This is a genomic window from Archangium violaceum, assembly GCF_016859125.1.
Lineage (GTDB): Bacteria > Myxococcota > Myxococcia > Myxococcales > Myxococcaceae > Archangium > Archangium violaceum_A.
In genome coordinates, this window is the sequence record NZ_CP069338.1 from 1,683,434 (window position 1) to 1,710,240 (window position 26,807).

General features: G+C 68.9%; 22 protein-coding genes. 10 read left to right on the forward strand and 12 right to left on the reverse strand.

Annotated features, from left to right (window positions below):
• Window positions 1-104 precede the first annotated feature (104 nt).
• Window positions 105-977, reverse strand: coding sequence for a lytic transglycosylase domain-containing protein (locus tag JQX13_RS55285; RefSeq protein WP_275424986.1), 873 nt, complete (start codon window positions 975-977; stop codon window positions 105-107).
• Between the two features lie 106 nt (window positions 978-1,083).
• Here JQX13_RS55285 and JQX13_RS55290 point away from each other — a divergent pair, with 106 nt between their 5' ends.
• A complete protein-coding gene (locus JQX13_RS55290; RefSeq protein ID WP_275424987.1) occupies window positions 1,084-1,206 on the forward strand; it encodes a hypothetical protein in 123 nt (40 codons plus the stop codon).
• 68 nt (window positions 1,207-1,274) lie between these two features.
• Here the strand turns inward: JQX13_RS55290 and JQX13_RS07130 are convergent, their stop codons facing one another.
• Window positions 1,275-6,140, reverse strand: coding sequence for a hypothetical protein (locus JQX13_RS07130; RefSeq protein WP_203408299.1), 4,866 nt, complete (start codon window positions 6,138-6,140; stop codon window positions 1,275-1,277).
• Window positions 6,141-6,748: 608 nt separating this feature from the next.
• On the opposite strand from JQX13_RS07130, the gene JQX13_RS07135 reads away from it, so the two are divergent.
• Together JQX13_RS07135 and JQX13_RS07140 are read left to right on the forward strand one after the other, a co-directional pair.
• Window positions 6,749-9,853 carry a tetratricopeptide repeat protein gene (locus JQX13_RS07135; protein ID WP_203408300.1) on the forward strand — a complete coding sequence of 1,035 codons (3,105 nt, stop codon included), beginning with the start codon at window positions 6,749-6,751 and terminating at the stop codon, window positions 9,851-9,853.
• A complete protein-coding gene (locus tag JQX13_RS07140; RefSeq protein ID WP_203408301.1) occupies window positions 9,850-10,743 on the forward strand; it encodes an RNA polymerase subunit sigma-70 in 894 nt (297 codons plus the stop codon). Before JQX13_RS07135 ends, JQX13_RS07140 begins: the two co-directional genes overlap by 4 nt.
• A 76-nt stretch (window positions 10,744-10,819) precedes the next feature.
• On the opposite strand, the gene JQX13_RS07145 is transcribed toward JQX13_RS07140, so the two are convergent.
• The gene (locus JQX13_RS07145) at window positions 10,820-11,512 is read right to left on the reverse strand and encodes a zinc metalloprotease (protein ID WP_239014593.1); all 693 of its coding nucleotides are present in this window, start codon (window positions 11,510-11,512) and stop codon (window positions 10,820-10,822) included.
• Between the two features lie 347 nt (window positions 11,513-11,859).
• On the opposite strand from JQX13_RS07145, the gene JQX13_RS07150 reads away from it, so the two are divergent.
• Window positions 11,860-12,978 carry a 5'-nucleotidase gene (locus JQX13_RS07150; RefSeq protein WP_239014594.1) on the forward strand — a complete coding sequence of 373 codons (1,119 nt, stop codon included), beginning with the start codon at window positions 11,860-11,862 and terminating at the stop codon, window positions 12,976-12,978.
• Window positions 12,979-12,982: 4 nt separating this feature from the next.
• Here the strand turns inward: JQX13_RS07150 and JQX13_RS07155 are convergent, their stop codons facing one another.
• Genes JQX13_RS07155 through JQX13_RS07175 form a run of 5 tightly spaced genes read right to left on the reverse strand, consistent with a single transcriptional unit; the run spans window position 12,983 to window position 17,753 of the window.
• The gene (locus JQX13_RS07155; RefSeq protein WP_203408302.1) at window positions 12,983-14,077 is read right to left on the reverse strand and encodes an NAD(P)/FAD-dependent oxidoreductase; all 1,095 of its coding nucleotides are present in this window, start codon (window positions 14,075-14,077) and stop codon (window positions 12,983-12,985) included.
• Complete coding sequence (locus tag JQX13_RS07160) at window positions 14,074-15,831, reverse strand: fatty acyl-AMP ligase (protein ID WP_203408303.1); 1,758 nt, start codon at window positions 15,829-15,831, stop codon at window positions 14,074-14,076. The genes JQX13_RS07155 and JQX13_RS07160 overlap by 4 nt, the downstream gene beginning before the upstream one ends.
• A complete protein-coding gene (locus tag JQX13_RS07165; RefSeq protein ID WP_203408304.1) occupies window positions 15,828-16,109 on the reverse strand; it encodes an acyl carrier protein in 282 nt (93 codons plus the stop codon). Before JQX13_RS07165 ends, JQX13_RS07160 begins: the two co-directional genes overlap by 4 nt.
• Window positions 16,102-16,674, reverse strand: coding sequence for an isoprenylcysteine carboxyl methyltransferase family protein (locus JQX13_RS07170; RefSeq protein ID WP_203408305.1), 573 nt, complete (start codon window positions 16,672-16,674; stop codon window positions 16,102-16,104). Before JQX13_RS07170 ends, JQX13_RS07165 begins: the two co-directional genes overlap by 8 nt.
• On the reverse strand, window positions 16,668-17,753 hold the full coding sequence (locus JQX13_RS07175) for a type III polyketide synthase (RefSeq protein ID WP_203408306.1): 1,086 nt from the start codon (window positions 17,751-17,753) through the stop codon (window positions 16,668-16,670). The genes JQX13_RS07170 and JQX13_RS07175 overlap by 7 nt, the downstream gene beginning before the upstream one ends.
• Before the next feature lie 347 nt (window positions 17,754-18,100).
• On the opposite strand from JQX13_RS07175, the gene JQX13_RS07180 reads away from it, so the two are divergent.
• A complete protein-coding gene (locus tag JQX13_RS07180) occupies window positions 18,101-18,745 on the forward strand; it encodes a CHAP domain-containing protein (RefSeq protein WP_203408307.1) in 645 nt (214 codons plus the stop codon).
• Here the strand turns inward: JQX13_RS07180 and JQX13_RS07185 are convergent.
• Window positions 18,732-18,884: a hypothetical protein gene (locus JQX13_RS07185; RefSeq protein ID WP_203408308.1), complete on the reverse strand. Its 153-nt coding sequence runs from the start codon at window positions 18,882-18,884 to the stop codon at window positions 18,732-18,734. The genes JQX13_RS07180 and JQX13_RS07185 overlap by 14 nt on opposite strands.
• 182 nt (window positions 18,885-19,066) lie before the next feature.
• A complete protein-coding gene (locus tag JQX13_RS07190) occupies window positions 19,067-19,558 on the reverse strand; it encodes a hemerythrin domain-containing protein (protein ID WP_203408309.1) in 492 nt (163 codons plus the stop codon).
• A 313-nt stretch (window positions 19,559-19,871) separates the two neighbouring features.
• Between JQX13_RS07190 and JQX13_RS07195 the strand changes: the two genes are divergently transcribed.
• Both JQX13_RS07195 and JQX13_RS07200 read left to right on the forward strand, forming a co-directional pair.
• Window positions 19,872-20,351, forward strand: a complete 480-nt coding sequence (locus JQX13_RS07195; RefSeq protein WP_239014595.1) for a MarR family winged helix-turn-helix transcriptional regulator — start codon at window positions 19,872-19,874, stop codon at window positions 20,349-20,351.
• Between the two features lie 100 nt (window positions 20,352-20,451).
• Window positions 20,452-20,829 (forward strand): hypothetical protein, encoded by a 378-nt coding sequence (locus JQX13_RS07200; RefSeq protein ID WP_203408310.1) that lies wholly within the window; start codon window positions 20,452-20,454, stop codon window positions 20,827-20,829.
• Between the two features lie 21 nt (window positions 20,830-20,850).
• On the opposite strand, the gene JQX13_RS07205 is transcribed toward JQX13_RS07200, so the two are convergent.
• Both JQX13_RS07205 and JQX13_RS07210 read right to left on the reverse strand, forming a co-directional pair.
• Entirely contained in the window at window positions 20,851-21,786 is a 936-nt protein-coding gene (locus tag JQX13_RS07205; protein ID WP_430384159.1) for an endonuclease/exonuclease/phosphatase family protein, read from the reverse strand.
• Window positions 21,787-21,849: 63 nt separating this feature from the next.
• Window positions 21,850-22,524, reverse strand: a complete 675-nt coding sequence (locus tag JQX13_RS07210; RefSeq protein ID WP_203408312.1) for a DUF4336 domain-containing protein — start codon at window positions 22,522-22,524, stop codon at window positions 21,850-21,852.
• Window positions 22,525-22,685: 161 nt separating this feature from the next.
• Between JQX13_RS07210 and JQX13_RS07215 the strand changes: the two genes are divergently transcribed.
• From JQX13_RS07215 to JQX13_RS07225, 3 genes are all read left to right on the forward strand, one after another.
• A complete protein-coding gene (locus tag JQX13_RS07215) occupies window positions 22,686-23,627 on the forward strand; it encodes a sulfotransferase domain-containing protein (protein ID WP_203408313.1) in 942 nt (313 codons plus the stop codon).
• A gap of 73 nt (window positions 23,628-23,700) precedes the next feature.
• Window positions 23,701-23,895: a DUF6229 family protein gene (locus JQX13_RS07220; protein WP_203408314.1), complete on the forward strand. Its 195-nt coding sequence runs from the start codon at window positions 23,701-23,703 to the stop codon at window positions 23,893-23,895.
• An 85-nt stretch (window positions 23,896-23,980) separates the two neighbouring features.
• On the forward strand, window positions 23,981-26,797 hold the full coding sequence (locus JQX13_RS07225; RefSeq protein WP_203408315.1) for a type 2 lanthipeptide synthetase LanM family protein: 2,817 nt from the start codon (window positions 23,981-23,983) through the stop codon (window positions 26,795-26,797).
• The last annotated feature ends 10 nt before the right edge of the window (window positions 26,798-26,807 follow it).

Here is a 26,807-nt window from a genome sequence, read left to right on the forward strand (position 1 = left end):
CTTTCTTGGATGATGAACGACAAGGGATGCAGGGAATCCCAGGCGAGCGCGTCGTTCTGGCCCGCGCCCGCTGGAATGGAAACGGTGTGAGCTGGGACTGGGGACTACGCCGCCGCCGGGCCCGGGCCGTTGTACCAGTCCATGATCTTCTTCACGTAGGCCTGGGTCTCCTTGAACGGAGGCACGCCCTTGTACTTGTCCACGCTGCCAGGGCCCGCGTTGTACGCGGCCAGCGCCAGGCGCTCATCGCCCTTGAATTGCTCGAGCATCTGGGCCAGGTACCTGGTGCCGCCCTCGATGTTCTGGCGGGGATCCGAGCGGTCCTTGACGCCCATGTCCTTCGCCGTGCCATTCGTGAGCTGCATCAACCCCTTGGCGTTCGCCGAGGAGGTGGCGTTCGGGTTGAATGACGACTCCGCCTGGATGACCGCCTTGATGAGGCGTGCGGGCACGTTGTACTTCTTCGACATCTCGTTGATGATGTCGTCGTACTTGTTGGACGAGAAGCCGCTCAGGTCATTGTTGCCCTTCGCCGAACCGGAGCGCTCCGTCCTCTTCGCGTCGTCGGCGCCCCCCGCATTGGTGGACTTCGACCGCGATGACTTCGTGTCGCCCCTGTCGGCTGTCTGAGCCGGCTTGTTGGGCGGCTTCGGGTTGCCGCCGGAGAACGTCCTCAGCTCGCCCGTCGTCTTGTAGCCCTTGGGACCGCCCTTCAGTTGGTTGCCATCCACCCCCAGGGTGATCTGCTTCCCGGTGTCCGGATCATTGGCATGGTAGACGGGCTTGCCGTTCTGCTTGCCTCGGCCGGTGATGGTGATCCAGTGGTCCGTGCCGTTGTCGCCACCATTGCCGCCCGCCTTGTAATCCACGCCCACGACCACCGGGCGGCCCGCGTCGATCTGCTTGTTGATGGTGGACAGGCTCCAGGCCTGCTTGCTGGCGCTTGAGGTCGAGGCGGGGTTTTCCGTCGGGCGCATCCATCGCCACGGGCTCCTCGCCGCAGGTGGGCCTCCGGCACGTCCAGAGGGTTCCCCTGGAGACCGTCACGTTCAGCGACGTCATCGTGAGTCCCCACATGCGGAGATGACCGCCCATGGACTGCCGCACATCCATGCGGGTGTGGTTGTCACCCGCGAGGACGAGGATGAGATCCTGGGACGCCTCTTCCCGGACACGGCGCACGCCGAGGGCCATGACTCATCGTGAGATTTGTTGAAGGGGTCCACCTTTCCGCAGAATGACCGGCCTCGCCAGAAATGGCGAGGTCTCTTGCGCTATCGTCCCTGCTCGGTCAGTTCAGGAAAGTGAGCGTCGAGGAGCTTGAACCGCTCCGGCATCAGCGCGCGGATCTCCGCCTCCTGGGGAGTGCCTCGAACCTGATCATAGAGCGCGACCGTCTCACAGAAGTCCTCGCCCACTGCCTTCGTCGCGTATCGAGAAGCTGCGACGCCATCCTTTATTGCCGCCGCATCCCAGGCCGCCCACATCTTGTTCAAATCCGCCCTCTTCTTCGTTTCCAGCAGCCACTTCCTCTTGGAAAGTGTGTGGGCCAATTCATGGACCAAGGTGCCATCGATTTCCGCCTGGGGGGCGGACTGGTGGATGGTGACGTGCCCTTTTCTGTTGGCCGTCATGAAGGCTTCGAAGTCCTTTATCTGGAATTGCTCTCCGCTCGCCTGGTTCACAGCGGAGGGATTCGGGTCCACATTCACCTTTGTGACGAGCTTGCGAGCCCAGGGGGGCAGGGCCGCCAGCCCCTTGGCGATCTCTTCGATTTCTGGCACCTGCTGCCTGGCTTTCGTCCCTTCCGGAGGCATGGTGACGATAAGGGGTCGATCGCCGCCAATGCTCACCTCGTAGATTTGGAGTTTACCTCTCGACTGCTCGCTGGCCTTGATTTCCTTATATTTGTAAGGCAGACGATGGGCGTCATACCATTGCGCATACCCAGATGTCTGTATTTTCTTGGGCATGCCAGTGGCGCCCTGGAGCGGCTCTGGTTCGTCGGGGCTGGTGGACTTGTTTGACTCATTGGGGAGGCGGAGGGTCACGTACGTTTTCAGATACTCTGTCTGGTCCTCGGCCTCCTGCTCTTCGGGATCCAGATACCCCAAATCCATTTGCTTGAAGAGCTTGTCACGTGCTGGCTTCGACATCTGCGTGTTGCTGCCCCCCAACAGGGCAATCAACTTTTCCTGCTTCGCCGGTTCGAGCCCGGCGAACCCCTTGCTTTCGATCACGGCACCAAGCTTCGCGTGTTCCGCTGACGTCAGGTTCATCCACGCCGTGTTCACCGCTGCCTGGACATGGGGGTCCAGAGGCCGATTGTTGGCGCTCGTGGGTGGTGCCCGCAGCTCGTCCTCCCGAGCGACGTATCCACGGCCCGACGAGAGGGAGTTGATCTGCGCCTCGTGGGTACGAAGCTGCCCCTCCACACTGGCAATCTGTCGCTCGAGATCCGCTCGTTGCTCCGCGGTCGCGGGCGTCGGGTTGCCCGTCACTCCTGTGATACTCGCGTTGAGTTGCGCCTGTGTCGTCTCCAGGCTCTTGAGGATGTTGGAGAGCTTCTTCACCTCCAACCGTGACTCGAAGCCCTGGCTGCCGTAGCCCGGCATGCCGGTAATGGCCTGCTTCACCTTGTCGATGAGCTGACGCACCTTCCCGACGGCCCCCTCGTACCGCTGGAGGATGCGGGCCGTCTCCATGTGCGCCTGGATGTCCGCGTCCGTCGCGTCCGGCCCCGCCTCGATGCGCACCTTGCCGTCGTTGTAGCGCACGAGCGTGGTGCGGCCGGGAAGCTCGGGGTTCCTCTCCACGGGCACGGGGCGGCGACGCCCGGAAGGCGCACTTGTGTCGCCCTGCTCCTTCGTGGGCGCGGGACGGGTCTCCGAGGTAGTCCCCGGGGTGCTGGGCCGCTCGACCCGTCCCGACCGCGACGGGCCGCCCTCCTGGGGCGTCACGGGGACGAGCTGGCCCGTGGCGGGGTTCACCCGGTACTCCGTGGGCAGAGGCTGATTCGTCGTCGCGTTCCCAGATGGTTTCGCGGCCTGCTCCGGCCCTCCCGTCCTCGAGCCAGGCTGCCCGTTTCCGTTCGTCGACGTGTCGCCCAACTTCCGAGCGGGCTTGTCCGCCTCACCCGTCTTCGTGTCGCCCGGCTTCCGAGCGGGCTTGTCTGCCCCACCCGTCGGCGTGTTGCCCGTCGAGCCGTTGGGGCCCGTCGAGCCATTGGCTCCACCCTTCGAGCCATTGCTCCCCGACGCTCCGTCGCTGCCCCCTCGCCGCTTCCCGCTGCCCAGGCTGACAGTGGTGCTGCCGTTGCCGTTGCCTCCCTCCGCCGTCACGTCGCGGTGCCGCGCGTTGACTTCGAAGTCCACCACCACCAGCTTCGCCCCCAGCCCGGCTTCGCGGTCCTTGAAGGTCCCCTTGGTGACTTTCGCTTCCTTCTTCAGGTCCTCGAAGGCGCTCTCGAACTTGCCGCCCTTCAACTTATCCGTCACCGCCTTCACTTCCTCATCGCTCAGCCCGCTCACCTCCGCCGTGAAGAACTGACCGTGCTCCCCCGCGTCCACCGAGCCTTCCACGGTGATGCTCGTCTCCGAGGGCCCCGCGGCCGCGCCGCTCTTGCCTCCCGTCAGCAGCGACAGCACGTCCTTGCCGTCCAGCTTGCTGGCATCCAGTGGCGTCTTCGTCTCGATACTCACCGAGCCGCTGACATCTCCGCCCACGTTGAGGCCCGCCTTGTCCTTGAGCCCCGTGGCCACTCCCGCCGCGCCCGAGCCCGAGAACTCCACCGTCTTCACCAGGTGCGTCGGCTTGCCCTTGTCGAACTCCAAACGCAGGCTCCCCGCCGCCTCCAGGCTGGCCGACAGCTCCGCTCCTCCCGTGCCGGCCTTCCCTCCCACACCCGCCTCCACCTCCCCCTTGACGGTCGCCTCCACCGCCGACAAGTGGTCCATGAGGAACTTGTTGTCCTCACTTCCCGGCATGAACGCCCCGGGCCCCTTGCCCAGGATGAGCGCCGCCTTCGCCGCCTCCTCCGGCGTGTTGAACTTCCACTCCATGCGCCCACCGACACCCAACGACGCCGAGCCCAGCAGACCCACGCCCACGTCCGCCGTCACCTCCGCCGACAGCTGGTACTTGCCGTCCTCGGTGCGCTCGATTCCGACCTCGCCCTCGATACCCACCTTCGGCCCCACCTTGACGTCCAGGTTTCCACTGAGCGTCAGCGAGTCTCCCGCGCTGTTGAGCTTCTTGATTTCGTCCGTCAGCGCTTCTTCCAGCGGCGCCGTCACGACGTCGGCGACGCCGTCCACGGCTTCGCCCGCCGTGTCCGCCAGGTCCCCCATCCAGTCGCCAATGGCGTCTGTCATGTCCTCGTACCAGGGGAGCTGGCGCTCCTTGTCCAGCTGCCGGGGCTCCTTGCCTTGCACCCGCTTGCCGTCCGCCCCCACCTCGAAGGCGACGTGGTCATACATCCACCGGTTGTCGCTGGCCTCCTGGAGGCCCTTCACCTCGGTAGGCTCGTGCTTCAGCTGAAGCCGGCCATAGCCGTCCACCGTGCCGGAGGACCTGGACACCGTCTGCGAGCGCCTCGCATGGCCCTCGCCGATGAGGCTTCCGTCCGGGTCATACCCCGTCACCGTGGTGCGATTGTTGACGGTGCCGGGCGTCTTCGGCGTAAGCGCGGGCAACGTGTCGGTGGAGGCTGCGTCCTTGGGCCCGCGCGTCACCTCCTGCTGGTTGCGCACCACCTGCACGCCGTTGCCATTCCTGTCTGACTTCAACGCCTCGGTGGCCACCGACTCCGTCTTCCGCGTGGAGACGGCGGGCTCGCCCTTGGCGTTGAAGCGCGTCTCCTCCGTGAGGGTGAGGCTGGACTCGCCCGGCTTGAGCGTCGTGGGGGCGTTGTTCGTCTTGTGGTGGTCCTCCCCCTTGGAGGCATTGCGCAGGGCCGAGTCCTGGCCGGCCTCGAAGGCGCTCACCGCGCCGGCATTGAAGCCCGGGGTCTGCACCTGCGTCGTCTTCACCTGCTTCGTCGGCAGGCCCTGCGCGTTGAATTGCGTCTCCGTCTTCACCGTCGCCGGGCCCTGGGGCATCCCCTTCCGCTGCGCCAGCGCCGCCGGAGGCTTCTCCATGCGCACCTCCTCGGTGCGCGAGCGCGGCACGGGAGGAGACCTGGTGGCGTCGTACTGCGTGGTGGACGTGGTGGTGGTGGCCCCCGTCTCCGGGTGCTGCTCCGTCTGGCTCTTGCGCGACTCCAGCCCCGTCGTCCTGCCCTGTGCGTCCACGGACTTCGTCCACGTCGTCTCGAGCGTGCCCCCCGACTTCGTCGGCTCCTTCGCCGTCACCGTGGAGGTGTAGCTGCCGTCGGGCTTGATGGTGACGGTATTGCCGCCCGCCGCGTCCGACAGCACCGTCTCGCCCGTGGTGGCGTTCGTCTTCACCTGGTACTTCGTGCCCGAGGGCGCCGTGTACAACTGCCCGTTCACCAGATTGGAGGTCTCCCGCACATCCTTCGCGTCCACGGCGTCGAGGGACTCGGGTGGCTTCTCGCCCTTCTCGGGCTTGCGCGCGGACTCGGACTTCCTCGGGGCGGCGGTGCCCAGCAGCTTCTCCAGCTCCGCCTTGCGGCTGGTGCCCTCGAAGGCCGAGGCCAGCTCGTTGGCCTTGGGCTTGACGCTGTTGATGTCCTTCTGGGTGAAGGGCGGCGTCTTCTTCTCCCGCGTGGCCAGCGTGTTCGCCTTGCCCATGGCGTCCTGGGCCCGCTTCGCCGTCAGGACCACCTTCTCCTCGGCCTCCTGAAGCTTCTTTTCGGCGGCGGCGGCGTTCTCGGTGGCCTGCTGGCGATTCTTCTCGGCGACGACGGCGTCCGACTTCGACTTCCGCGCGGCCTCGGGTGTCTGCCCTGGCTTCTGCGTGGCCTTCAGCGCGTCAGCAGCGACCTTCTCCGCCGCGGCCTTCTTCTCGCGAGCGGCTTCGGCGGCACGACGTGCATCCTCCTCAGCCTTGCGCGCTGCCTCCACGGCCCGGCGCGCGGCTTCCGCTCGCTGTCGAGCCTCCTCGGCGCGGCGTGCCTCATCGGCCGTGTTCACCTTCGAAGCGCCAGAACCACCACTGGCTGGTGCCACTTTCCCCATGGCGAAACCCTCTCCTGTGTGGAATTGATGTTTATTTTGTCGAATGGAGGCGAACAGATGTTTCCTCCATTGATTTCCATGGCATTTCCGATGGGCGGACTGGAAACGCAGACAAAGACATGCACGGACGTGCCGCGACCATGCAAGCTTTTGACATGACATCAAAGGAACATCTCAGGGGAAGCGAGCAACTCGCGTCCCCTGCCCCAAGACACTTCCGACGAATTGACAAGCGATGGTTGGAGCAGGGCCGTGCCTGCAGTGAGGGTCTTCCCCTCCTGGAGTGCGTCATCACACGGGAGCGCGAGACAGCGGGCGGCGATGGGGCACGGACGTGCCGCGATTCGCAGCGGGATGAGGAACACGGAGATGAAATACCCTCACCCCGACCCTCTCCCAGGGGGAGAGGGAGGAGCGCGGGCCTGGCCCGTACGGGAGCAGAGCGGAGGTACCAGCAGGTTTCAAAAATTCAGGCGGACGCAATCTCCACTCCCAGTGCAAGGCAACCCTGCAAGGGCTGCCCCGGGCATTCGGGGGTAAAAGAGGGAAGGACCCGGTCGGCGTCCCAAAAATCTTTCGGTCCCTCGCGTGCACACCCATCTCGCCCCATGAAAACGTGCCCCCAAGAAACGACGCTGAGTGATTTCCTGGCGGGAGTGCTCTCCGAGGAGCACAGAGCTCACGTCCTGGCGCACGTGGAGCACTGTGCCGACTGCCAGTGGGTGCTGGCCGCGGGTGATGGGGCCCGGGCCCTGGCCAGCCCCTCGGCGCTCGCCGAGGAGCTCACCCCTCCGCCTCTGGCCCCCGGCTCCTCCGTCTCCCGCTACGTGGTACGCGAGCGCCTCGGCTCCGGCGCCATGGGCGTGGTGTACTCCGCGGATGACCCGGAGCTGGGCCGCCGCGTCGCCCTCAAGGTGCTGCGTCCCGAGGGGCACCAACGCGAGGAGTTGCAGCAGCGGCTTCTGCGCGAGGCCCAGTCCCTGGCCCGCCTCTCCCACCCCAACGTCGTCACCCTCTACGACGTGGGCACCCATGGCGACGGCATCTTCCTGGCCATGGAGCTGGTCGACGGCACCACCCTGGCCGAGTGGATGAAACAGCCTCATCCCTGGCGCGAGGTGCTGCGCGTCTTCCTGGACGCCGGGCGGGGACTTGCCGCCGCGCACGCCGCCGGCCTGGTGCACCGCGACTTCAAGCCCGCCAACGCCCTGCTGGGGCGCGATGGCCGGGTGTACGTCACGGACTTCGGCATCGCCCGTCTGCTCCACCAGGAGGACGGCCCCTCACCACGGGTGAACCTCGAGGCGCCTGTTCATCCCATGGGACGGCTCACCCGGACGGGCTTCGTCCTGGGCACCCCCGCCTACCTCGCTCCGGAGTTGCTGCGCGGCCAGCGTGCCGACGCCCGCTCCGACGAGTTCAGCTTCTGCGTGGCCCTCTACGAGGCCCTCTTCGGCGTGCGTCCCTTCCAGGGAGACACCCTGCGGGAGCTGGCCGACGCCGTGCAACAGGGCCGGGTGACTCCGCCCGCGCGCGAGGTGAGGGTGCCCGCCTGGGTGCGGCGCGCGGTGCTCCGGGGACTGCGTGCCGAGCCCGGTGAGCGCTTCCCCTCCATGGAGCCCCTGCTGGCTGCCCTCAACCCTCCCCGGCGGATGCTCACGCGGGTGGTGGCCGCGGCGACCGTGGCCGGCATCCTGGGCGCCCTTGCCGCCTACGGGGTGTCGCAACGGCGCGAGGCCCGCTGCGAACAGGAGGTGGAGAAGCTCGCGGCGGCCTGGAGCCCCGTTCGGAGAGAGCGGGTGCGTGCCGCCTTCCTCGCCACCGGCGCCCCCTACGCCGCGTCGGCCTGGGAGCGGCTCGCGTCGGTGCTGGACGCCTACGCCGACCAGTGGCGCACGCTGCGGACCGAGGCCTGCCTGGCCGCGGGCAGTGACACCCCGGACGCCTCCGCCTGGCAGACCGCCGCGTGCCTCGACACGCGGCTCTGGCAGCTCGCCGCCACCACCGAGGTGCTCGAGAAGGCGGACGCGCTGACGGTGCAGAATGCGCCCCAACTGACGGCCTCCCTCGAGGGGCTCACCGGCTGCCGGGACTCGCCCGGACTCTCCAGCCGCCCTCAGCCCCCCGACAGCCTCCGCTCCCGCGTGGAAGAGGCGCGGCACAAGCTGGCGCAGGCCCGGGCCCACCGCGTGGCGCGCCGCTACCCTGACGGCCTCGCGGTGACGTCGGCCCTCCTCGAGGAGCTCAAGGGGCTCGACTACAAGCCGCTGGCGGCGGAGGTGTTCCTGACCCACGGTGAGCTCCTCGGGGAGAACGACAAACCGAAGGAGGCGGAGGAGTTCCTCTACCAGGCCCTGTGGGCCGCCGAGGCCGGGCGTGACGACGAGACCGTGGCGCGTGCCTGGCTGGAGCTCATCTGGGTGGTGGGCGAGTCGCTGTCCCGCCCAGAGGACGCGGAGAAGCTCGTCCGGCACGCCCAGGCCTCCGTCGAGCGGCTGGGGCGCGAGCGCTTCCCCGACATCACGACGGACCTGCACCTCCGCCTGGCTTCGCTGCGGGATCAACAAGAAAAGCTCGCCGAGGCGGAGCAGGAGGCGCTCCAGGGCCTGGAGTTCTCACGAAGGAGGAATGGCCCGGACAGCCTCCGCACGACCAGCCTCCTCCACGTGCTCGGCCGGATCCGTTTTCGCCAGCAGCGTTACAAGGAGGCACTGGAGCTCCACCTCCAGGCCCTCGAGATGCGCAAGCGCCTGCTGGGCCCCGACAACCCGGTCCTCGTTGTTTCCTACAACAGAGTCGCCTCGGTCTACATGCAGCTGGGCCGGCGTGCCGAGGCCATCGACATCCAGCGCAAAGCCCTGGCCCTCCAGGAGGCATCTCCCGTCCCGGAGAACACCGCCCTCGCGAACCTGCTCCTGAACCTCGCCGTGAACCTGCGCGTCGACGGCCGGCTGGAGGAGGCGCAGCACCAGCTCGAGCGGGCGCGCACCCTCTTCGAGGGCGCCAGTGGACCCAACCACTTCATGGTCGTCGAAACACTCGTGGAGCAAGCGATGGTGTACGGCGAGGCGGGCCAGCACGACAAGACGATCGCCCTCACCACCGAGGCCCTGGAACGGATCCGGCGCTCGATGGGTCCGGACACCCCACGCGCCACCCTGCCACTGATGATCCGGGGGTATGCGCACCTGTTCTCGAGCCACTACCCCGAGGCACGGCGCGATCTGCTGGACGCGCTGATGCTGATGGAGAAGTCGCAAGGCCCTGAGGGGGCGGGCGCGGTGTCGGTGCTACTCCCCCTGGCCGAGGTGGCCATTGAAACCAAGGCGCCGAAGGAGGCACTCGAGTACTGCGAGCGTGCGCGGAAGCTCACCGAGAAGGCCCAGAACTCGGAGTCCGAGGCGGGCGCCAGCGCCCTGACCTGTACCGGAGAGGCGTATGTGGAGCTGGGCGCCGCGGACAAGGCCGTACCGCTCCTCGAGCGCGCCTGGAGCATACTCACCCAAACGGGTGCGGTCGGAGACCCGTTGATCGCCGCCAAGACCGCCTATGTGCTGGCCCGAGCGCTCATGGAAACGCGCCCGACGCCGGACCGGGCGCGTGCGCTCGCGATGGCCGAGGAAGCCCGGACGCGGCTGGAGTCCTTGGGCGCCCGGGGCCAGATGGGTCTCCAGAAGGTGCTCGCCTGGCAGCGGCGAGAGGGAAAGCGATGAGCGAGGAACGAAAGACAGACCCCCTGGCGGCGCTGCTGCGGGCGGGCGTGCCGCCGGAGCGACGCGCGGAGCTGGAGACCGTGGAAGGGCTCGAGATGCTGCTGCACAAGCACGTCGAGGCGGCGCGGAATGCATGGCCCACGTTGAAGCTCCCGGCCGAGGCCTTCGTGCGACACCTGGCCCGGCACCTGCCCGCGGGAAAAGCCCCCGAGGTGCTGCGCATCCTCAACGGCGCCGACCTGTACCTCGCGTGCGCGTGCGCCACCGGGGAGCCCTCGGCCCTCCGGGCCTTCGAGCAGAACATCCTCCGGCACATCCCCGCACGGCTCGGGGCGTTGTCACCGAGCATGGTGGAAGAGGTCCTGCAAGTGCTCCGCGAGCGGCTGCTGGTGGGCAGCGCGGAGTCACCTCCGAGGATCGCGAGCTACGGAGGCCGGGGACCGCTGCTGACCTGGGTAGGCATCACCGCCGCGCGCATCGCCGGTGAGCTGGTGGACCGCAACGGGCGCGAGGTCCTCGTCACCGAGCCCCCTGAGGCGTTCGCGCGGATGCTGGCCTCGGGTACCCCGGAGAACGATCTGCTCCGCGAGGACGCGCGCCAGCTCCTCATCGAGGCGCTCCGGAAGGCGGTGGCGGCGCTTCCCGAGCGAGAGCGCGCCCTGCTGCGCCTGCACCACTTCCATGGCTTCACCATGGACCGGCTCGCGCTGATGTACGGCGACTCACGCTCCGGTGTGGCGCGCAAGGTCGCCAGTGCCCGCGAGCAGCTGCTCGAGCGCGTCCGCGCGGAGCTGGCTCCCCAGCTGAAGCATGACCATCTCGCGACGGAGAGCCTTCTGGGCCTGGTGCGCAGCCAGCTGGATATCAGCATCCAACGGATGCTGGGCTGAAAGGACAAACAGCGGGCCCCACTCGCGTGGGAGGCCCGCTGCTCGTGTCCGGAACAGGAGTCCCGGTCCGGGGCGGCTACTTGCCCGCGCGGTACGTGGTCCACATGCTGTTCATGCGGCTGTTCTGGCCCGCGCTGAACGTGTTCATGCAGGAGTCGTAGGTGTAGTCCATGAAGTTGGTGATGGGGTCCAGACCGGTCGACGTACACGTGTCGCGGCCGGTGGGGCACCCGGAGGCCGACGAGGCCGCGTACGGCGTGTCACTCACGCTGTCACCGGGGCTGGTGCAGCCGCCCTGGAACGTGTGGTACAGGCCCATCCAGTGGCCGACCTCGTGGGTGCCGGTGTCGCCCTGGTTGTAGTTGGTGGCCGAGCCGCCGGGCAGCGAGCCCTGGAGCACCACCACACCATCCATCTTCGGATTGCTGGAGTAGCTCCAGGGGAAGGTGGCCCAGCCGAGCAGCCCGCCGCCCATGTTGTTGGTGTAGAAGTTGAGCGCGGTGGCGGTGCCCTTGCGCAGGGCGTTCTTCATGTTCGTCTCGCAGGTGCCGCCGCTGCAGGTGTAGTAGGTGGAGTTGTTGGTGTAGTCCGTCCCCGCCAGGTAGAAGCTGAAGCCCGCCGCCGAGTAGGCGTTGTTGAGCACGGTGATCTGGTTGTTGATCTGCGTCGTGGTCACCCCGCCGTTGCCGTAAGAGTCACGGATGACGTGGAAGTACACGGGGATGGAGACGGCCATGGCGTGCACCTGGCCGGCCATCGCCTGCTTCACCTGCGCCGACTCGAAGTGGGCCTCGATTCGCGCGACCTCCTCGGGCTCGAAGTCGGGGTTGCCGCAGTGTTGCGGGGGTCCGCCACCGCCTCCGCATCCACCATGTCGTCGGAGGACCGCTCCGCCTCATCAATGGGGCCACAGCCGGTCATCGCCGCGAGCGCACCCAAAGCAACAACCGTCTTCCCGAAAATCGTACGCATTGAAACGCTGCCTTTCCCGAGGGGGAGGCCCGACTTTCACAAGATTCAGAGAAAATGATCAAATCTCGGCTTGTGGTTTAAGAAAGGCTTCCGAGCCTGCCCCAGAAAACAAGTTTCAGCTGCAACGACTCTCCAGGAGAAGAAGTGAAGCCCCGACACACACTGATGGTGATGGCCTTGCTACTGCTGATGCCCCTGGGGGCCCGGGCGGAGCCCCGGCGGCTGGTGTTGCTCTTCACGGGAGACAACCGGGGGGAGATCGCCCCGTGTGGCTGCAAGCAGGAACCCCAGGGAGGGCTGGCCCGGAGGAAGATGGCCCTCGAGGCGGAGCGGGCCCGGGGCCTGCCGGTGGTGCTGATGGACGCGGGCAACGCGCTGTTCCGCGAGCCCACGCGCCGGGAGGAGGACCTGCTCCAACAGCGGGCGGAGCTGGTGCTCGAGCAGATGGAGGCGCAGGGCACCGTGGCCATGGCGGTGGGAGAGCGCGACCTGTCGCGGGGCCTGTCCTGGCTCCAGAAGGCCACGCGGGGGCGCCAGAAGATGAAGCTGCTGTCCGCCAACCTGGTGGACAAGGCGGGCAAGGCCCCCTTCGCGGCCTCCACGGTGCTGGAGGCCGGAGGACTGAAGCTGGGCGTGGTGGGCGTGTCCCCCGAGGGCACACCGGCCGGTGAGCCCGGGTTGAAGGGCGGCCCCCCTGTGGAGGCCGCGCTGGCCGAGGCCCGCCGGCTGCGCCAGGGCAGGAAGGTGGACGTGGTGGTGCTGGCGGCGGTGCCCTACCAGCAGGCCGTGAAGCTGGCCCTGCTGGCCGGGGACACGGTGGACTTCGTGGTGCAGTCCCACGACGCGAAGGGCATCGGCATTGGCGAGCTGGTGGGCAGCCACGCCGCCGTCTTCCCCGCGGGGGAGCTCGGCAAGCAGGTGACGCGGCTGGAGCTGAGCGTGGATGGACCGGGACCCTCGGTGGACCTGGGCTCGGGGACGCGCGCCCGCCAGCAGCTGCGCGTGGTGGAGGACAACCTCCAGCGGGCCCACGAGCGGCTGGCCAGCGCCCGGGATGAGCAGACACGCGGCGAGCTCACGAGCACCATCGTGGAGCTGGAGGGCCGTCTGCGGCAGCTCGAGACGGAGCTGGACGTGAAGCCTCCCACCGGCGGGCGCGCGCACCAGCTCTCCTATGTCACCCTGGGCCTGGCGGTGCCGGATGATCCGCTGCTGAAGCAGCGGGTGGAGCAGCTCCAGCCGAGCGGCGCTCCAGCACCCTGAACCGCTACACGATGGCGTGGGCGAGAATCCGTTCGAAGACGCGCGGGTTCGTGCCCAGCCAGCGCACCAGGGGACGGCGCAGCCCCGGCCTGCTGGCCAGCAACAACAGACTCCTCGTCAGCCAGGCGTACTTGCGGAACGCCCGTTGAAACACACGCTCGTAGGGTTGCAATGACTCGCGTGTCGCGCCCTTCGCCAACGCGTCTGGCAGCAGCTCTCCCAGTGCCTCCGCGCACGTGAAGGCCAGCGACAACCCCTCTCCCGTCACCGCGTCCACGTACCCCGCCGCGTCGCCCACCAGGGCGAACCGATCCGCCACCCGAGCCCGCGCCGCGCGCGCCAGCGGTCCCGCGCCCCGGGCCCTCGAGTCAGGCTCCGCCTCCATCACCCGCTCGGCCAGCGTCGGAAAGCGCGTGAGCAGGGACTCGAAACAGATGCGCCCCGGCAACCCGTCCGCCCAGAGGAAGGCCACCCCTACCCGCTCGTCACCGGCCGGCGTCACGTACGCCTCCACGCCCTCGGTCAGGTGCACCTCCACGAAGGGTGCCCAGGGCTTCATCCGGAAGTGCCTCCGCAACCCGAAGCGCCTCGGACCCGCCACGTCCAACTCCAGCCCCTCGGCGCGCCGCAGCGGCGAGGCCAGTCCATCCGCCGCCACCAGCATCCGCGCCCGCAGAGGCCCGGCCGCCGTCTCCAGCACCCAGCCCTCCGCCGTGCGCCGCTGGCCCCGCACCGCGCAACGCTCGCGCACGTCCACGCCGAGCATCCGCGCCCTCGCGGTCATCGCCGTCACCAGCGCCACCCGCCGCACGCCCAGGCCCCCGGGCGCCGGCAGCCGGCCCTCCGCGCCGCTCCCGTCCTCCTGCACATAGCGGATGCCCACGAAGGGCGCGCACTCCCTCCGGTCCAACAGCGAGAGCGCCCCGAAGCGCTCCAGCGCCGCCACGCCCGAGGGCATCAACCCCTCGCCGCACGCCTTGTCTGGAGGCACGTCGGCACGCTCCAACACCACCGTGCGCAGGCCCCGCTTCGCCGTGGTGAGCGCCACCGCCAGGCCCGCGGGCCCTCCGCCCACCACCGCGACGTCCCAGACACTCACCCCTCGCGTCCCCCCGCTCGGGCGAGGGCCAGCGCGCTCTTCGCCATCTCCACCACCAGCCCCACCGTCCCCACCTTCTTCGGCGCCGACAGCTCACCCGCCTGGTAGCGCCGCAAGGCCTCGCTCCGGCGCATCTTCCCGCTCGAGGTGCGCGGCAGCGTTCCCGGCTCCAGCACCCACACCGTGTGCGGACGCACGCCCGTGCCCGCCACCACCGCCTCGCGCACCCGCTCCTCCAGGCCCTCCACCTCCGCGCCCGGCGCGTGCTCGGCGAGGATGAGCAGCGCCTCGTCGTTCTCTCCCTCGGGGGTGAAGCCCAGCGCCACCGCGCAGCCCGTGCGCAGGCCCTCCACTGCCTCCAGGCACTCCTCGAACTCCTGGGGCGCGTGGTTGGCGCCGCGGATGATGACCACGTCCTTGGCGCGGCCGGTGAGGAACAACTCCCCGTCCTGCTCGAAGCCCAGGTCCCCCGTGTCCAGCCAGCCCTCGTCGTCCAGCGAGCGCCGCGTCGCCTCCAGGAGGCCGAAGTACCCCGCCATCACCGAGGGCCCTCGCACGAACACCCGCCCCACCCGGCGCTCCGGCAGCACATGGCCCAGCTCGTCGCGCACCTGCACCTCGAAGCCCGGCACCGGGCGCCCCACGGACACCACCTCGCGCGAGCCGTCCACCACGCGCCGCTCCATGGCCAGCACCCGCGCGTCCACTCCCACCGCGTGCGGCCCCCTGCCCGCCGGTGGGAAGGTGACGGCGAGCGAGGCCTCGGACAGCCCATACACCGGCCGCAACGACCCCGCCTGGAAGCCCCACCGGGAGAAGCGCTCGGAGAAGCGGCGCAGCGTCTCCAGCGACACCGGCTCCGCGCCGTTGAGCGCGTACCGCCAGGCCGAGAGGTCCACGCCCTCCAGCTCCGAGTCCTTCACCCGCTTGAGACACAGCCCGTAGGCGAAATTGGGCGCGGGCGAGACGAAGCCGCGGTGCCGCGACAGCGCGCGCAGCCACAACGCCGGGCGCGCGAGGAACACCTCGGGAGGCAGCAACACCATGCTGCCCGGGTAGTACACCGCCGATAGCAGACAGCCGATGAGCCCCATGTCGTGGTACAGCGGCAGCCACGACACGCCCACCGGAGCCTGGCCCGGCGCCAGCGGAAGCTCCGCCTCCAGCGCCGCGAGCTGCGCCATCAAATGGCCGTGGCGGAGCGCCACCGGCTTCGGGTCCACCGTCGAGCCCGAGGAGAACTGGATGAGGGCGAGCGACTCGGGGGTGACTGGCACGACCAGGTCACCCGCCTCGCGGGACACCTCCTCCACCGTGTGGCAGCCCAGCCTCGGGCGCGCCGCCGCCACGGACGCGCCCAGCAGCAGCCGCACCTTCGAGTCCGTGAGCACCACCGCCGCGCCGGACACCTCCAGCATGCGAGCGGTGGAGCGGTGGTACTCGTCCAGCCGCCCCAGGCGCACCGGCGGGTAGAGCGGCACCGGCACCGCGCCCGCGAGCAACGCGCCGAAGAAGGCATCCATGAAGCCCGGCGAGGTGGGCAACAGCAGCGCCACGCGCTCCCCGGGAGAGACGCCCAGGCGTTGCAGGCCCGCGGCGGTGCGACGGGCACGTCCATACACCTGCGCCCAGGACAGGGACGTCTCGCGCTCGGCCGCGTCCACGAAGACGAGCCCCCGCGGGCTCCGCGCCGCGGCGGCGAGTGCTTCGTCGAGGGTGGCGTGCTTCACCCGGGGCAGCGGCGGTCCCTTCATGGCGCGCCTCCCGTGCATGTCACCTGGGACGCCTCGCTGGCGCGCGAGGCCACCAGGCGCATGAGATCTCCGACGGTGCTCACCCCCACCGAGTCCTCCATCGACAGACGGATGCGGAAGCGGTTCTCCAGCTCCACCGCCAGGACCGTCAATCCCAGGCTGTCCAGCTGCAGATCCCGGATGAGCTGCTGTGAGGGCTCCACCGGGCCCTTCCAGTCCAGCTCCTGGGAGACGATGCGGCGTATCTCGGAAAGGACGACCAGCTCGTTCTCAACCACGGGGCACCTCCGGAATGAAGCGAGGCCTGTTCGCGAAGGCGTCGGCGTAGGCCGCGCCCAGTGCCGCCTCCTCGGCGCGGATGCGCACCCGGAGCAGCCATGCATTGGCCAGGGTGAAGACAACGGCCGTCACCCACGCACCGTGGATGAGCGGCACCGCGGCCAGCTCCAGCACCACCGCCACGTAGTTGGGGTGGCGCAGGTAACGGTAGGGCCCGCGCGTCACCGGCGACAGGCCCGGCACCACGATGATGCGCGTGTTCCAGAGCTCACCCAGGGAGCTGATGGCCCAGTAGCGCAGCGCCTGGGCCACGAGCGCCACGCCCAGCGCGGCGAAGCCGAACCCGCCCGGAAAGGGACGCCCGAGCACCAGCACCTCCGCCACGCACGAGACGAGGAAGAGCGAGTGGAGCACCACCATCACCCGGTAGTGCCCCTGCCCCGTCTCCACGCCGCCGCGAGCGAAGGCCCGCGCCGCGTTGCGCTTGGAGATGACGAGCTCCACGAGCCGCTCGGCGGAGAGCAGCCCCAGAAAGGCCAGGTAGCCGACGAGCGAGCTCACCATCGCAGCAGCACCAGCTCGGCGCAGAAGCCCGGTCCCATGGCCATCAACACGCCCCAGTCGCCCGGCTGGGCCCGGCCGGACTCCAACATGTCGCCCAGCACGAAGAGCACGGAGGCCGAGGACAGGTTGCCCACCTCGCGCAGCGAGGCCCAGGAGTGCGCCAGCATGTCCGGCGCCAGCTCCAGCGCCTCCTCGAAGGCCTGCAACACCTTGGGGCCGCCGGTGTGCGCCACCCAGTGCTTCACGTCCTCGCGCGCGAGGCCATGCTCGGCGAGGAACCCATCCACGTCCCGGCGGATGAACTCGCGCACGAGCTGCGGCACCTTCGCGGACAGCACCACCTTGAAGCCCGAGTCCACCACGTCCCAACCCATGATGCGCTCGGTGTCCGGGTAGAGCACCGAGCGCGTGGCGACGATGCGAGGGCCGGCCGCCGCGCCGCTCCGCTCGGAGCCCTGGAGCACCACGCACGCCGCGCCGTCGCCGAACAACCCCGAGGCGATGATGTTGGGAATGGAGAGGTCCTCACGCTGGAGCGTGAGCGAGCACAGCTCCACGGCGAGCAGCAGCGCCGTCTGACCCTTCCAGGCCCGGAGGTAGTCCGAGGCCCGCGCCGTGCCCGCCGCGCCCGCCACGCACCCCAGTCCGAAGATGGGCGTGCGCTTCATGTCCGGGCGCATGCCCAGCCGGTTCATCAGCCGCGCGTCGATGCTCGGCGTGGCGATGCCCGTCACCGTGACGAAGAAGATGTGGTCCACGTCCCGGGGAGTGAGCCCCGTGCGGTCCAACGCCTTGCGCACCACCTGCTCGCCCAGCTCCAGCGCGACCTGAATCCAGGCGTCATTGCGCTGCTGGAAGGTGACGAGCGAGGGATACTTCTCGATGGGCAACGCGAGGAAGCGGCCCTCCACCCGGACCGAGCGATGCAGCTCCTCCAACCGCTCGATGTTGAAGTGCCGTGTGGCCCACATGTCCCGCAGGGCACCAATGATCTGCTCCTGGCGTGCATAGTGGGGAGGAAGCAGGCGCTCCACCGCGCGGATGACGGGGGAAGAGTCCTGGCCTGGTGCGGAATTCATCAACGCCGTCCCTGTAAGGGTGGGAATCGACGATTAATCACCCACCCGCAAGGGTGCGACCTGCGGTGAAAAGATTGAACTTGGCAGCTCCCTTTCTTGTCGCGGACATGCTGGTTGGCTGACAACTCGGGCCCCCACCCCGCAACGCGGAGCGCGCACGTGTTGGATTGCGCACAAAGCCAGGGGGCCAGGAATGGCGACGAGGGAGGCCACTCGCGCGTCGTCTTGAGCGAGGAATGGGCAGACATCTTCCACGTTCAGGACTCTTCGGAGGAGCGCCTGCGTTCGCAAGCGCACAGCTCACCCGGGAAATGGAGGGGCACGCCGGTTGCTCTGGGCAATCCGGCATGCACCGTGCCTTCCTGCTGTGTGCCCTGTTGGGCCTCCTGCTCCCGGGTTCCGAGGCCAGAGCCGCTCGCCGTGCCGCGAACCAGAGCTCCCGGGCCGCCTCCGGTCCGCTCGCGCATAGGGCCGCGGTCCGCGCCTCCCTGTGGGTGGGGCTCCCCTCGCTCTCGCGGGTGAGCCGCTCCGTGAACGATGACTGCTCTGGACTGGCCCACCTCGCCTACCGCAAACGGGGCCTGAGTCTGATGCACGACCGCCCCATCCCAGGAGAGGGCGGAGTCGCCTCCATCTATCGCAAGGCCAGGGCACTCGGCGCGCTGCACGACAAGCCCCGCCCGGGAGACCTGGTCTTCTTCCGGGAGACGTATGACCGCAACCGCGACGGGCGGCGCAATGACGGGCTCACGCACATCGGCGTGGTGGAGCGCGTGGAGCGAGACGGCACGGTGACCTTCGTGCACCGCGCGGGCGGAGGCGTGAAACGCTCGAAGCTCAACCTGAACAGGCCGAGCCTCCGCCGCAATGCTCGGGGCCGGGTGCTCAACGACTATCTGCGCCGCTCGGAAAGGGTCGCGCGGCCGAGGCTCGCGGGGGAACTGCTCGCGGGCTTCGCCACCGTGGACCGGCGATGGTTCACAGCGCCTTGACGATCGCCGCGCGCTCCCGGACCGCCTCGTCGTTGTCGAGGACGAAGTCGAAGGTACCGAACACCACGGCGCCCGCGTCCAGGTCGTACTCCCACAGGCCCACCAGCCTGTCCCCGTCGAACAGCGAGCGCATGAACATGTGGCACCGCCTCCTCCAGACTCCCTCCGAGAGGCTCGGCGAGCCCCTGCTTCCGGTGCCAGTGCGCGCGAGCGCGCTCGAGGGAAATCGTGAGTACGGGAGCTCGGGTCCTGCCTCGGGCCATGTCGTCCTCCGGGGCGCACTCCAGGGGCGCGCCCCGGCCTGACGACGGACCCGGAGTATCAGGCCAGCGGTGCCGCTTCGTCCGTCTCGCGAGGCACCTGCATGCGAGGCTGGGTCTGGATGACCTCGGAGAACATGGTCTCGAGCTGCTCACCCATGATGGCCAGCTCGTCCTTGGTCATCAGCTTCTTCACGCTCTTGAAGAGGTCCTTCTCCTCCTCCTCGACGTGGTGCTCGACCAGCTCCTGGAGCACCTTCATCTTCGCCTTGAACTGGGCGTCGGAGGGGCTCATGTCGAGCAGATCCGCGATGACGCGCTTCACCGACAGGTGCTCCTCCACCGCCTCCTGGAGCTTGTCCGCCGTGGGACCGACGTAGACGCTGGGATAGAAGATCTTCTCCTCGATCATGGCGTGCGCCGCGAGGTTGTCCGCGATGCGCACGAACAGGTCCATCAGCAACTCATCCCTGCCCTCACCAGCCTTCTCGAACTTCTCGAACAGCTCGTCGACTTCGCGGTGCTGCTGCGTCAACAGTTCGATGGCGTCCATGCTCTCTCTCCCGTCCTGTGTGAGTCGCGTGAAGCGTTCCTCGGCTTAACTTCGGCACGGCGCGCGGGGACGCCAACTGTCAGGCTCCTTCCCCGCCGGGCCCACGGGGAACCTGACTCCGCGAGTCTCCTCGGCAAAGGGACTTCTCCGGTGGTGTCCGAGCGACCTGAGTGCATGCCTGCTCTCCGGCGCGACAGTCACGGGGGTGGTCTCCTGGCGGTGAGCGGATGGCTTTTCGTCCGGGCGCGCCAGGACAACATTGCGACGTATCGGGACGGGTGCGCCATCGAGCGGCGCGGGATGAGGAAGCTCCGTGTCACGGAATGTCTCCAGGTCGGAAGGCGCGGACGGTGACGTCGACCGATTCCGGCGGCTCCTTTTCACACTGGGCCGGCTGCACTCGCTGAGGGATCCACTCGCCAGGAGCTGCGAGCGGATGGAGCTCACGGCGCCTCAAATCCACGCGCTGCTGTGGCTGGGGCAGGACGGGGCCCTCACCATGGGCGAGCTGGCCCGGCGGCTGGGCATCACCGAGAAGACGGTCACCGGCGTGGTGGACAGGCTCGAGCGCGAGGGCCACGTGCAGCGCGAGCGAAGCCCCGAGGACCGCCGCGTCATCCGTTGCCGGTTGACGGCCTCGGGCTCACGGCTCCACCGCAAGCTGGACCGGACCGTCGTCCAGGACATGGGGCGGATGCTGGAGCACCTGGACACCACCGACCGGCGAGCCCTCTTCCGCATCCTGGAGAAGCTCATCGCCTCGGCCGAGCCGAAGGACCGGCCCCACGGGTGAGCGGGCCCCGCGAGGCCCCGGTGGCTCCCCTCCCCTCCTTCCAGACAGGACATGCTGGAGGCCATGGACGGGTGCTCCCGGCTGCGCTTCACTGCGGCCGATGACTCCTCACGAAGCGGAAAAGGTCCTGGCGGACGCGGAAGTGGTGCCGTGCGTGGAGATGCAGCTCGCCGACGCCCGGCAGTTGGTGGAGGCATGCCTGGCTCAAGGCGTGCCGGCCCTCGTCCACCGCGAGGCGTGTAGCAAACCGAGCTGTTCCCCGAAGTTCCAGGTGCTCGTGCGTCCCGAGGACGCGCCCCGGGTCGCCGGCCTGCTCCAGCAGCGCTGGATGGACAGCCTCCAGCGAGAGGGGCTCCTCCCGGAGGGCCGGGCGCCCCAGGCGATCCCCGAGGACGGCGAGCTTCCGTGCCCCGCATGCGGCACGGCCGGGCCCCTGGTCCAGGGCGCGTGCGGCGACTGCGGACTGCAGCTCGAGTGAGCCGCCGTCCGTGGATGGTGACTACTGGCTGGAGGAGGCGGCGGCCTCGTCGCCCGGGCGCCGCACCACCTCGGCGGTGGGCGCCGTCACGGGCTCGAGCAGGGTGAGGTCGGCCACCACGGGGTAGTGGTCGGACGCGTTCACGCGCAGCACCTTGCTCCGCCTGGGCATGAAGCGCTCACACGCCAGCACGTAGTCGATGCGCAGGTTGGGGATGATGGGCAGCGGGTAGGTGTCCGCGGAGCCCTCGCCGCGCAGGGCGAACACGTCCAGCAACTCGCGCTTGAAGAGGCGCAGGGAGCCCGCGTCGGGCGTGTCGTTCATGTCGCCCATCAGGAGCTTGGGCCGCGGATCCTCGCTCATCCACTTCATGATGGCCGCGCTCTGGCGCACGCGGATGTTCCCGTTGAAGGGGCGCCGGGTGAGGTGGGTGACGTAGACGCTCACCTCCTGCCCATGCACCTTCATGAGGATGCGGGCGACGGTGCGCGGCTCGGTGCCGGGCTCCACGGGCAGCGGATGCTGCTCCACGGACTCCAATGGGAAGCGGGAGAGGATCGCCACCCCGTAGTCCCCTCCGTGCAGCGAGGTGGTGCGGAAGTGGGCGTAGTAGGGCAACCCGGTGCGCTGGGCCAGCTCCGCGGGCTGGTGCAACCCGTTGGCGCGCCGCGTGTGCACATCCACCTCCTGGAGCGCGACGATGTCGGGCTCGGCGGAGCGGATGGTGTCGGCCACCTTGTCCAGGCCACGGATCGCGGACTGGATGTTGAAGGTCATGACCCGCAGGTCACCTTCGGATCGCGTCCGCGCCATCACGGGAACCGCCAGGGTCCCGGGAGCCGAGAGCGTCACGGGGGCGGTCCCTGCGCGCAGGGAGGGGGAGGAACACGCGAGCGGAGTCGCGAGGAACAGGCCGGCGAGGAGTCGGTCGATTCGCATGCAGGGGGGACCGATCATCGCAGCAAGAAGGGATACCGTCTTCCCCACATGTGAAGCCAGGCAGGAGGGCAGCCAGGCGGACTAGAGCCACGCGAAGCCTTCTCGCAGTGCTTCCCGACCGCCGCCCTCGAGCACCTGGCCGTGGCACGGCACCACCCGGTCGAAGTCCCACGAGAGCACGCGCTCCCTCCAGGCGCGCAGCGCGGCCTTGTCCTTCACCATGGACTTGAGCAGCCAGGTGGGCGCCAACCGGCCATAGGCCCCGCACAGCTTCAGGTAGGTGCGTGTCAGCCACGAGGATGTTTCGTGGATGTTGAAGGCCAGGTCGGTGAGCAGCAACGTGCGGCTCGGGCGGTGCAGGAAGACGAACTCCTCGAACCTGGGGATGCCGTGCGCCAGCAGCAGCTCGATGTCCGGTGACTGGCCCACGTCCATCACGTCCGACAGCTCCACGTCGATGCGCAGGTCCGGCCGCTTCTTGCGCAGCCCCGCGGGCGCGAGCACCTTCGCGGAGGGGTATGCGGCGGCCCAGTCCCCGAGCCACAGGTGGTGCATCACATTGGGCGCCACCAGGAAGCGCACCGGCCCCAGGGCGTCCACCTCGCTCCGAGCCTCCGCATCCATCTTCACGGGCGAGTGCAGCCACAGGCCCCCCTCCGACAGGCGGATCACCGTCATCCGTCCGCCCAGATCGAAGCCACTCATGCGGAAGGGGACCTCCAGGACGAAGACATCATCGGACAGCGGACGCAGCATGGCGCGCTCCTTGGCTGTTGACCCGTGTACCCGAAACCAATCCGTGGCCGGAAAGCCAGATCTCCCGGTGACCCTGGGCGGCTGACCTGGGAGCCCCAGGCGTTCTATCCTGACGCCCTCCGCCCCTCGACCACCGGCCTGTCGCCCAGGAGCCGCTCCCGATGCATCGACGTCTGCTCGATTTCGGCATCACCGTCCTCGGCATGGTGGCGTCATGGGTCTGGGGCATCATGGGCCCCCTCCACTCGCTCCTCATGCGGCTGAGGTGGAAGCGCTTCCGGATGTATCAGTTCAAGACGCGCCCGGATGACGTGTTCATCGTGACGTATCCGAAGTCCGGCACCACCTGGATGCAGATGATCGCCTGGCAGTTGAAATCGGAGGGGAGCCTGGACTTCCGTCACATCGAGGACGTGGTCCCCTTCATCGATCGCTGCGGCCCGGCGGATCTGCCCCGGCTGGAGGCGCTCGAGTCCCCCCGCTTCTTCAAGAGCCACCTCCCCTACGAGGACGTGCCGTCCGGTGCCCGGTACATCTACGTCGTCCGAAACCTCAAGGACGTCGCGGTCTCGTACTACTACCACTACCTCTTGATGGAGGACTTCCGGGGCGGGCTCGACGCCTTCGTGAAGATGCTGGTGGACCGGCGCACGCACGGAGGGAGCTGGGCCCGGCATGTCCTCTCCTGGCTGGAGCACCGCGACGCACCGAACGTGCTGTTCCTCTCCTATGACGAGATGCAGGCGGATCTGCCGGGGACGCTCCGGCGCGTGGCCCGGTTCAGTGGCATCGCGTTGGACGAGGCGCGCCTGCCCCTGCTCGTGGAGCAGTGCGGTGTGGCCTTCATGAAGAAACTCGAGGCCCGCTTCGACCCGCGGCTGAGCCGCCGGGGAAACTTCGTCCGCAAGGGCGAGACGGGCGAGGGACTGCGCGAGCTGGACGCGACGCTCCAGGCGGAGCTGGCGGCCGAGGAACAGCAGGTGCTCGACCGGGCCCGGGTGCTGGACTCCTCGGGCGCGCTGGAGCGGCTGCTGCGAGGAGAGGCGCCCACGCACGCGGCGGCCACGGAGGCCACTCCCGAAAAGCAGCAAAAGATGGGGTAGGGGTTGGCATTTCGAACACTTATACGCTTATCATGTCCCTCGCCGTCCCAACTCGCATCACCTGGAGGATTCAATGACTGATTCCCAAGTTGACGAGATCCTGGCTGGTTGGCTGTCCGGTTCCGAGTCTGCCTTTGGCATGAACAACCCGGCGGGTCCTCTGTATCTGGGTGGCGAGGCGACGGAGGCCGCGCTGACCAACTCGACCGACGCGCTGTACACCGGCTGTAGCTCCTGCACCGGGTCGCTGCACAGCTACTGCTGCTGATTTCCGTCTCACGAAGTCACCGTGAAGCACCGTGCGGCATCGGATGCCTCGGCTCCGGTGCCGCACCGGTTTTGGAGAGCCCTGCATGGGATTCGAGGAGTCGGAAGGATTCGCGCGCCCGGTGGCCCTGTTCATCGCGCCGTTCCTGGGGACGCTGGCCGAACGGCTGGGCCAGGTGCGCGGCCTTGGTGAGGCGGAGCGCGCCATCGTCCACGCGGCCGCCGATGCGGCCCTCCGCAACAACGCCCAGGCCAGACTCAACCGGGTGCTGCTGCTGGAGCTCCACGCCGCGGGAATGACGGGCAAGCTCAGCGCCACCGACGAGCAGCAGCGGTGGGCGCAGTTCCTCGAGCTGGCCTGCACCGCTCCCTTCGGCGAGCACCTGCGCCGCCGCTACCCGACGCTGCACGAGCGGCTCGCCACCGTCTGCCGGTTGCAGCTCGACGCGGTACTCACCCTGGTGGAACGCTTCGTCGCCGATCGGGACGCCCTCACCGGGTTGCCGGGCCAGCCCGGTGGAGAGCTGCGCGCCCTCTCGCTCGGCGCCGGTGACTCCCACCGGGGCGGGCACACCGTGGCGCGGCTCGACTTCGCGCACGGCTCGGTGATGTACAAACCGAGATCGGTCCAGGTCGACAGCGCGCTCCAGGCATTGCTGGACCGCGTCCTGACCGATACGCCCGCCCAGGAGCGCATCCGGATTCCACGCGTGCTGATGCGTGACGGCTACGGCTGGGCGGAGTTCGTCGAGCACCGCTACTGCGAGGGCGAGGCCGAGCTGACCCGCTTCTACCGCAACCTCGGCCACTGGCTCGCCGTGATGCGACTGCTCGGGGGCACGGACCTGCACTCGGAGAACCTCATCGCGCACGGCCCGGTCCCCGTGGTGGTGGACGTGGAGAGCCTGTTCACCCAGGACCCCCTGGTTCCCCCCTCCGGCCGGGGCGACGCGGTGGACGTCGCCGCCCAGACGATCCGCGGCACCGTGCTACGCACCGGCCTGCTGCCCATCCGCGCCGATGGTCTCGCCCTGGCCGGCGTGGACATCTCCGCCGTGGGCGCGCTGCCCGGACAGCAACCGAAGATCCAGGTCCCCACCATCGTCGACGGAGGGAGCGCCTCCGCGCGCCTGGGAATGACCACGGTGGAGCTGCCACCGACGAAGAACCATCCCAGTCCACGTCCCGTCCTCGAACGCTACTGGGACCAGATCGTCACCGGATTCCGGGAGCTGACCGCGCACCTCGTGAAGCTGGACGCGGAGCACGGCATGACCGGACTGCTGCGCCCCTTCCTCGGCTGCGAGGTCCGGCGCATCCTCCGGCCGACCCAGGCCTACGCGGAGATCGGCCGGATGCTGTGGCATCCCGCCTCGCTGCACAACGAGCCCGCCGCGGTCGAGCGCGCCAGGGACATCCTGCTCCGCAACGCCCATGCGATACCCGGCGCACCGACCGGGCCCGAGGAGATCAACCGCGAGATTGGCGACCTGCTCGCGGGCGACGTCCCCGTCTTCACGGCCCTCGTGGACGACGCGCTACTCGAGAAGACCGTCGACACGTGGCGATCGGCCGACCTCCCCCGGGAGGAGATGACCATCCAGGGCGCACTGGTCAGCGCCTACCTGAACGAGCGCGTCCTGCCGCCTCGCAGGCAGGTCCCCACGCAGCGGCTCGACCGGGAGCGGTTGGACGGCCGCCGCAGGGCCCTCGCAGCCCGGCTGGTCGAACAACTGTGCGACGCGGCCGTCCGCGGCAAGGACGGAACCGCCACGTGGATCAGCCCGGTGCTCACCGAGTTCGGCTGGGCCATCCGCCCGTTGACCGCCGACGTGTACAGCGGGCAGGGCGGGGTCTCGGTCGTCCTCGCCGAGTACCTGCACGAGGTGCGTCGCCGGCGGGCCGATGCGGTGGACGGCGTGGCGGAGACCCTCGTCGGCGCCCTGGCGGTGCTCCGCGCGACGGAGGACCAGGTGCCCACCCCGCAGCTCGGTGCGTTCCTGGGCCTGGCCTCGCAGGTGTGGACCTGGAGCACGCTGTACGATCTGCTGGGCGAGCCGTGGATGCTGGAGCGTGCGCGCGCCCGCGCCCAGGTGCTCGACCAGCGGATGGGCGAGGAGGACAACCTGCTGGAGATCATCAGTGGGGTGTCCGGCGTCATCGTGCCGATGCTCAACCTGGCCGAGCAGACCGGAGAGGAGCGATGGCTGCGCACCGCCGCCGCCGCGAGCCGCCGGTTGGAGAGCACCGCGAAGATCGACGAGACAGGCGCGCGGTGGTCGACCTCGATGTTCCCCGAGGCCATTGGAGGCTTCGCCCACGGCGCGACGGGCATTGGCTGGGCGCTGGCCCGGCTGGGACTCAGCGCCGCCGGCACGGAGGCCGACCGTCGGCGGTGGCTCGAGCTGGCCGACCGCGCCTTCGCCTTCGAGGAATCGCTGTACCGCCCGGAGGCGGGCAACTGGGCCGATGCGCGCAAGGGCAGCGCCGTCGAGTTCCTCACCGCCTGGTGCCATGGCAGCACGGGCATCGGGCTCGCCGCCTGCGACCTCTACGTCCGCACCCGGGAGCAACGCCACCTGGACGTGGCCCGCCGCGCCTGTGCCGCCGGCCTCCGCGAGGGCTTCGGCTGGAGCCACACGCTCTGTCATGGCGACCTCGGGTTGTGGGAACTGCTGAACACCGGGCGGCGCATCGACCCCGGCTACAAAGGACCCGACCGGGACTGGATGGACGCGGAGATCCTCTCCAGCCTGGAGGAGCGGGGACCGGTGGGGGGCCTGGCGCGAGAGGCCTTCTCCCCCGGCCTGATGCCGGGGCTCAGTGGCGTCATCCACCTCCTGCTCAGGATGCACCCCGAGCAACGTCTCCCCTCGCCTCTGCTGATGGACAGGGGTTGCTGATGGACGGAGG

Bases quoted from the DNA above. Each gene is read 5' to 3' on its own strand.
- JQX13_RS07210 (WP_203408312.1), bottom strand. From the start codon at position 22,524: ATGCTGCGTCCGCTGTCCGATGATGTCTTCGTCCTGGAGGTCCCCTTC.
- JQX13_RS07135 (WP_203408300.1), top strand. From the start codon at position 6,749: ATGAAAACGTGCCCCCAAGAAACGACGCTGAGTGATTTCCTGGCGGGA.
- JQX13_RS07225 (WP_203408315.1), top strand. From the start codon at position 23,981: ATGGGATTCGAGGAGTCGGAAGGATTCGCGCGCCCGGTGGCCCTGTTC.
- JQX13_RS07215 (WP_203408313.1), top strand. From the start codon at position 22,686: ATGCATCGACGTCTGCTCGATTTCGGCATCACCGTCCTCGGCATGGTG.
- JQX13_RS07200 (WP_203408310.1), top strand. From the start codon at position 20,452: ATGACTCCTCACGAAGCGGAAAAGGTCCTGGCGGACGCGGAAGTGGTG.
- JQX13_RS07140 (WP_203408301.1), top strand. From the start codon at position 9,850: ATGAGCGAGGAACGAAAGACAGACCCCCTGGCGGCGCTGCTGCGGGCG.
- JQX13_RS07170 (WP_203408305.1), bottom strand. From the start codon at position 16,674: ATGGTGAGCTCGCTCGTCGGCTACCTGGCCTTTCTGGGGCTGCTCTCC.
- JQX13_RS07175 (WP_203408306.1), bottom strand. From the start codon at position 17,753: ATGAATTCCGCACCAGGCCAGGACTCTTCCCCCGTCATCCGCGCGGTG.
- JQX13_RS07205 (WP_430384159.1), bottom strand. From the start codon at position 21,786: ATGATCGGTCCCCCCTGCATGCGAATCGACCGACTCCTCGCCGGCCTG.
- JQX13_RS07220 (WP_203408314.1), top strand. From the start codon at position 23,701: ATGACTGATTCCCAAGTTGACGAGATCCTGGCTGGTTGGCTGTCCGGT.
- JQX13_RS55290 (WP_275424987.1), top strand. From the start codon at position 1,084: ATGACCGCCCATGGACTGCCGCACATCCATGCGGGTGTGGTTGTCACC.
- JQX13_RS55285 (WP_275424986.1), bottom strand. From the start codon at position 977: ATGCGCCCGACGGAAAACCCCGCCTCGACCTCAAGCGCCAGCAAGCAG.
- JQX13_RS07160 (WP_203408303.1), bottom strand. From the start codon at position 15,831: ATGAAGGGACCGCCGCTGCCCCGGGTGAAGCACGCCACCCTCGACGAA.
- JQX13_RS07130 (WP_203408299.1), bottom strand. From the start codon at position 6,140: ATGGGGAAAGTGGCACCAGCCAGTGGTGGTTCTGGCGCTTCGAAGGTG.
- JQX13_RS07190 (WP_203408309.1), bottom strand. From the start codon at position 19,558: ATGGACGCCATCGAACTGTTGACGCAGCAGCACCGCGAAGTCGACGAG.
- JQX13_RS07185 (WP_203408308.1), bottom strand. From the start codon at position 18,884: ATGTTCATGCGCTCGCTGTTCGACGGGGACAGGCTGGTGGGCCTGTGG.
- JQX13_RS07180 (WP_203408307.1), top strand. From the start codon at position 18,101: ATGCACCGTGCCTTCCTGCTGTGTGCCCTGTTGGGCCTCCTGCTCCCG.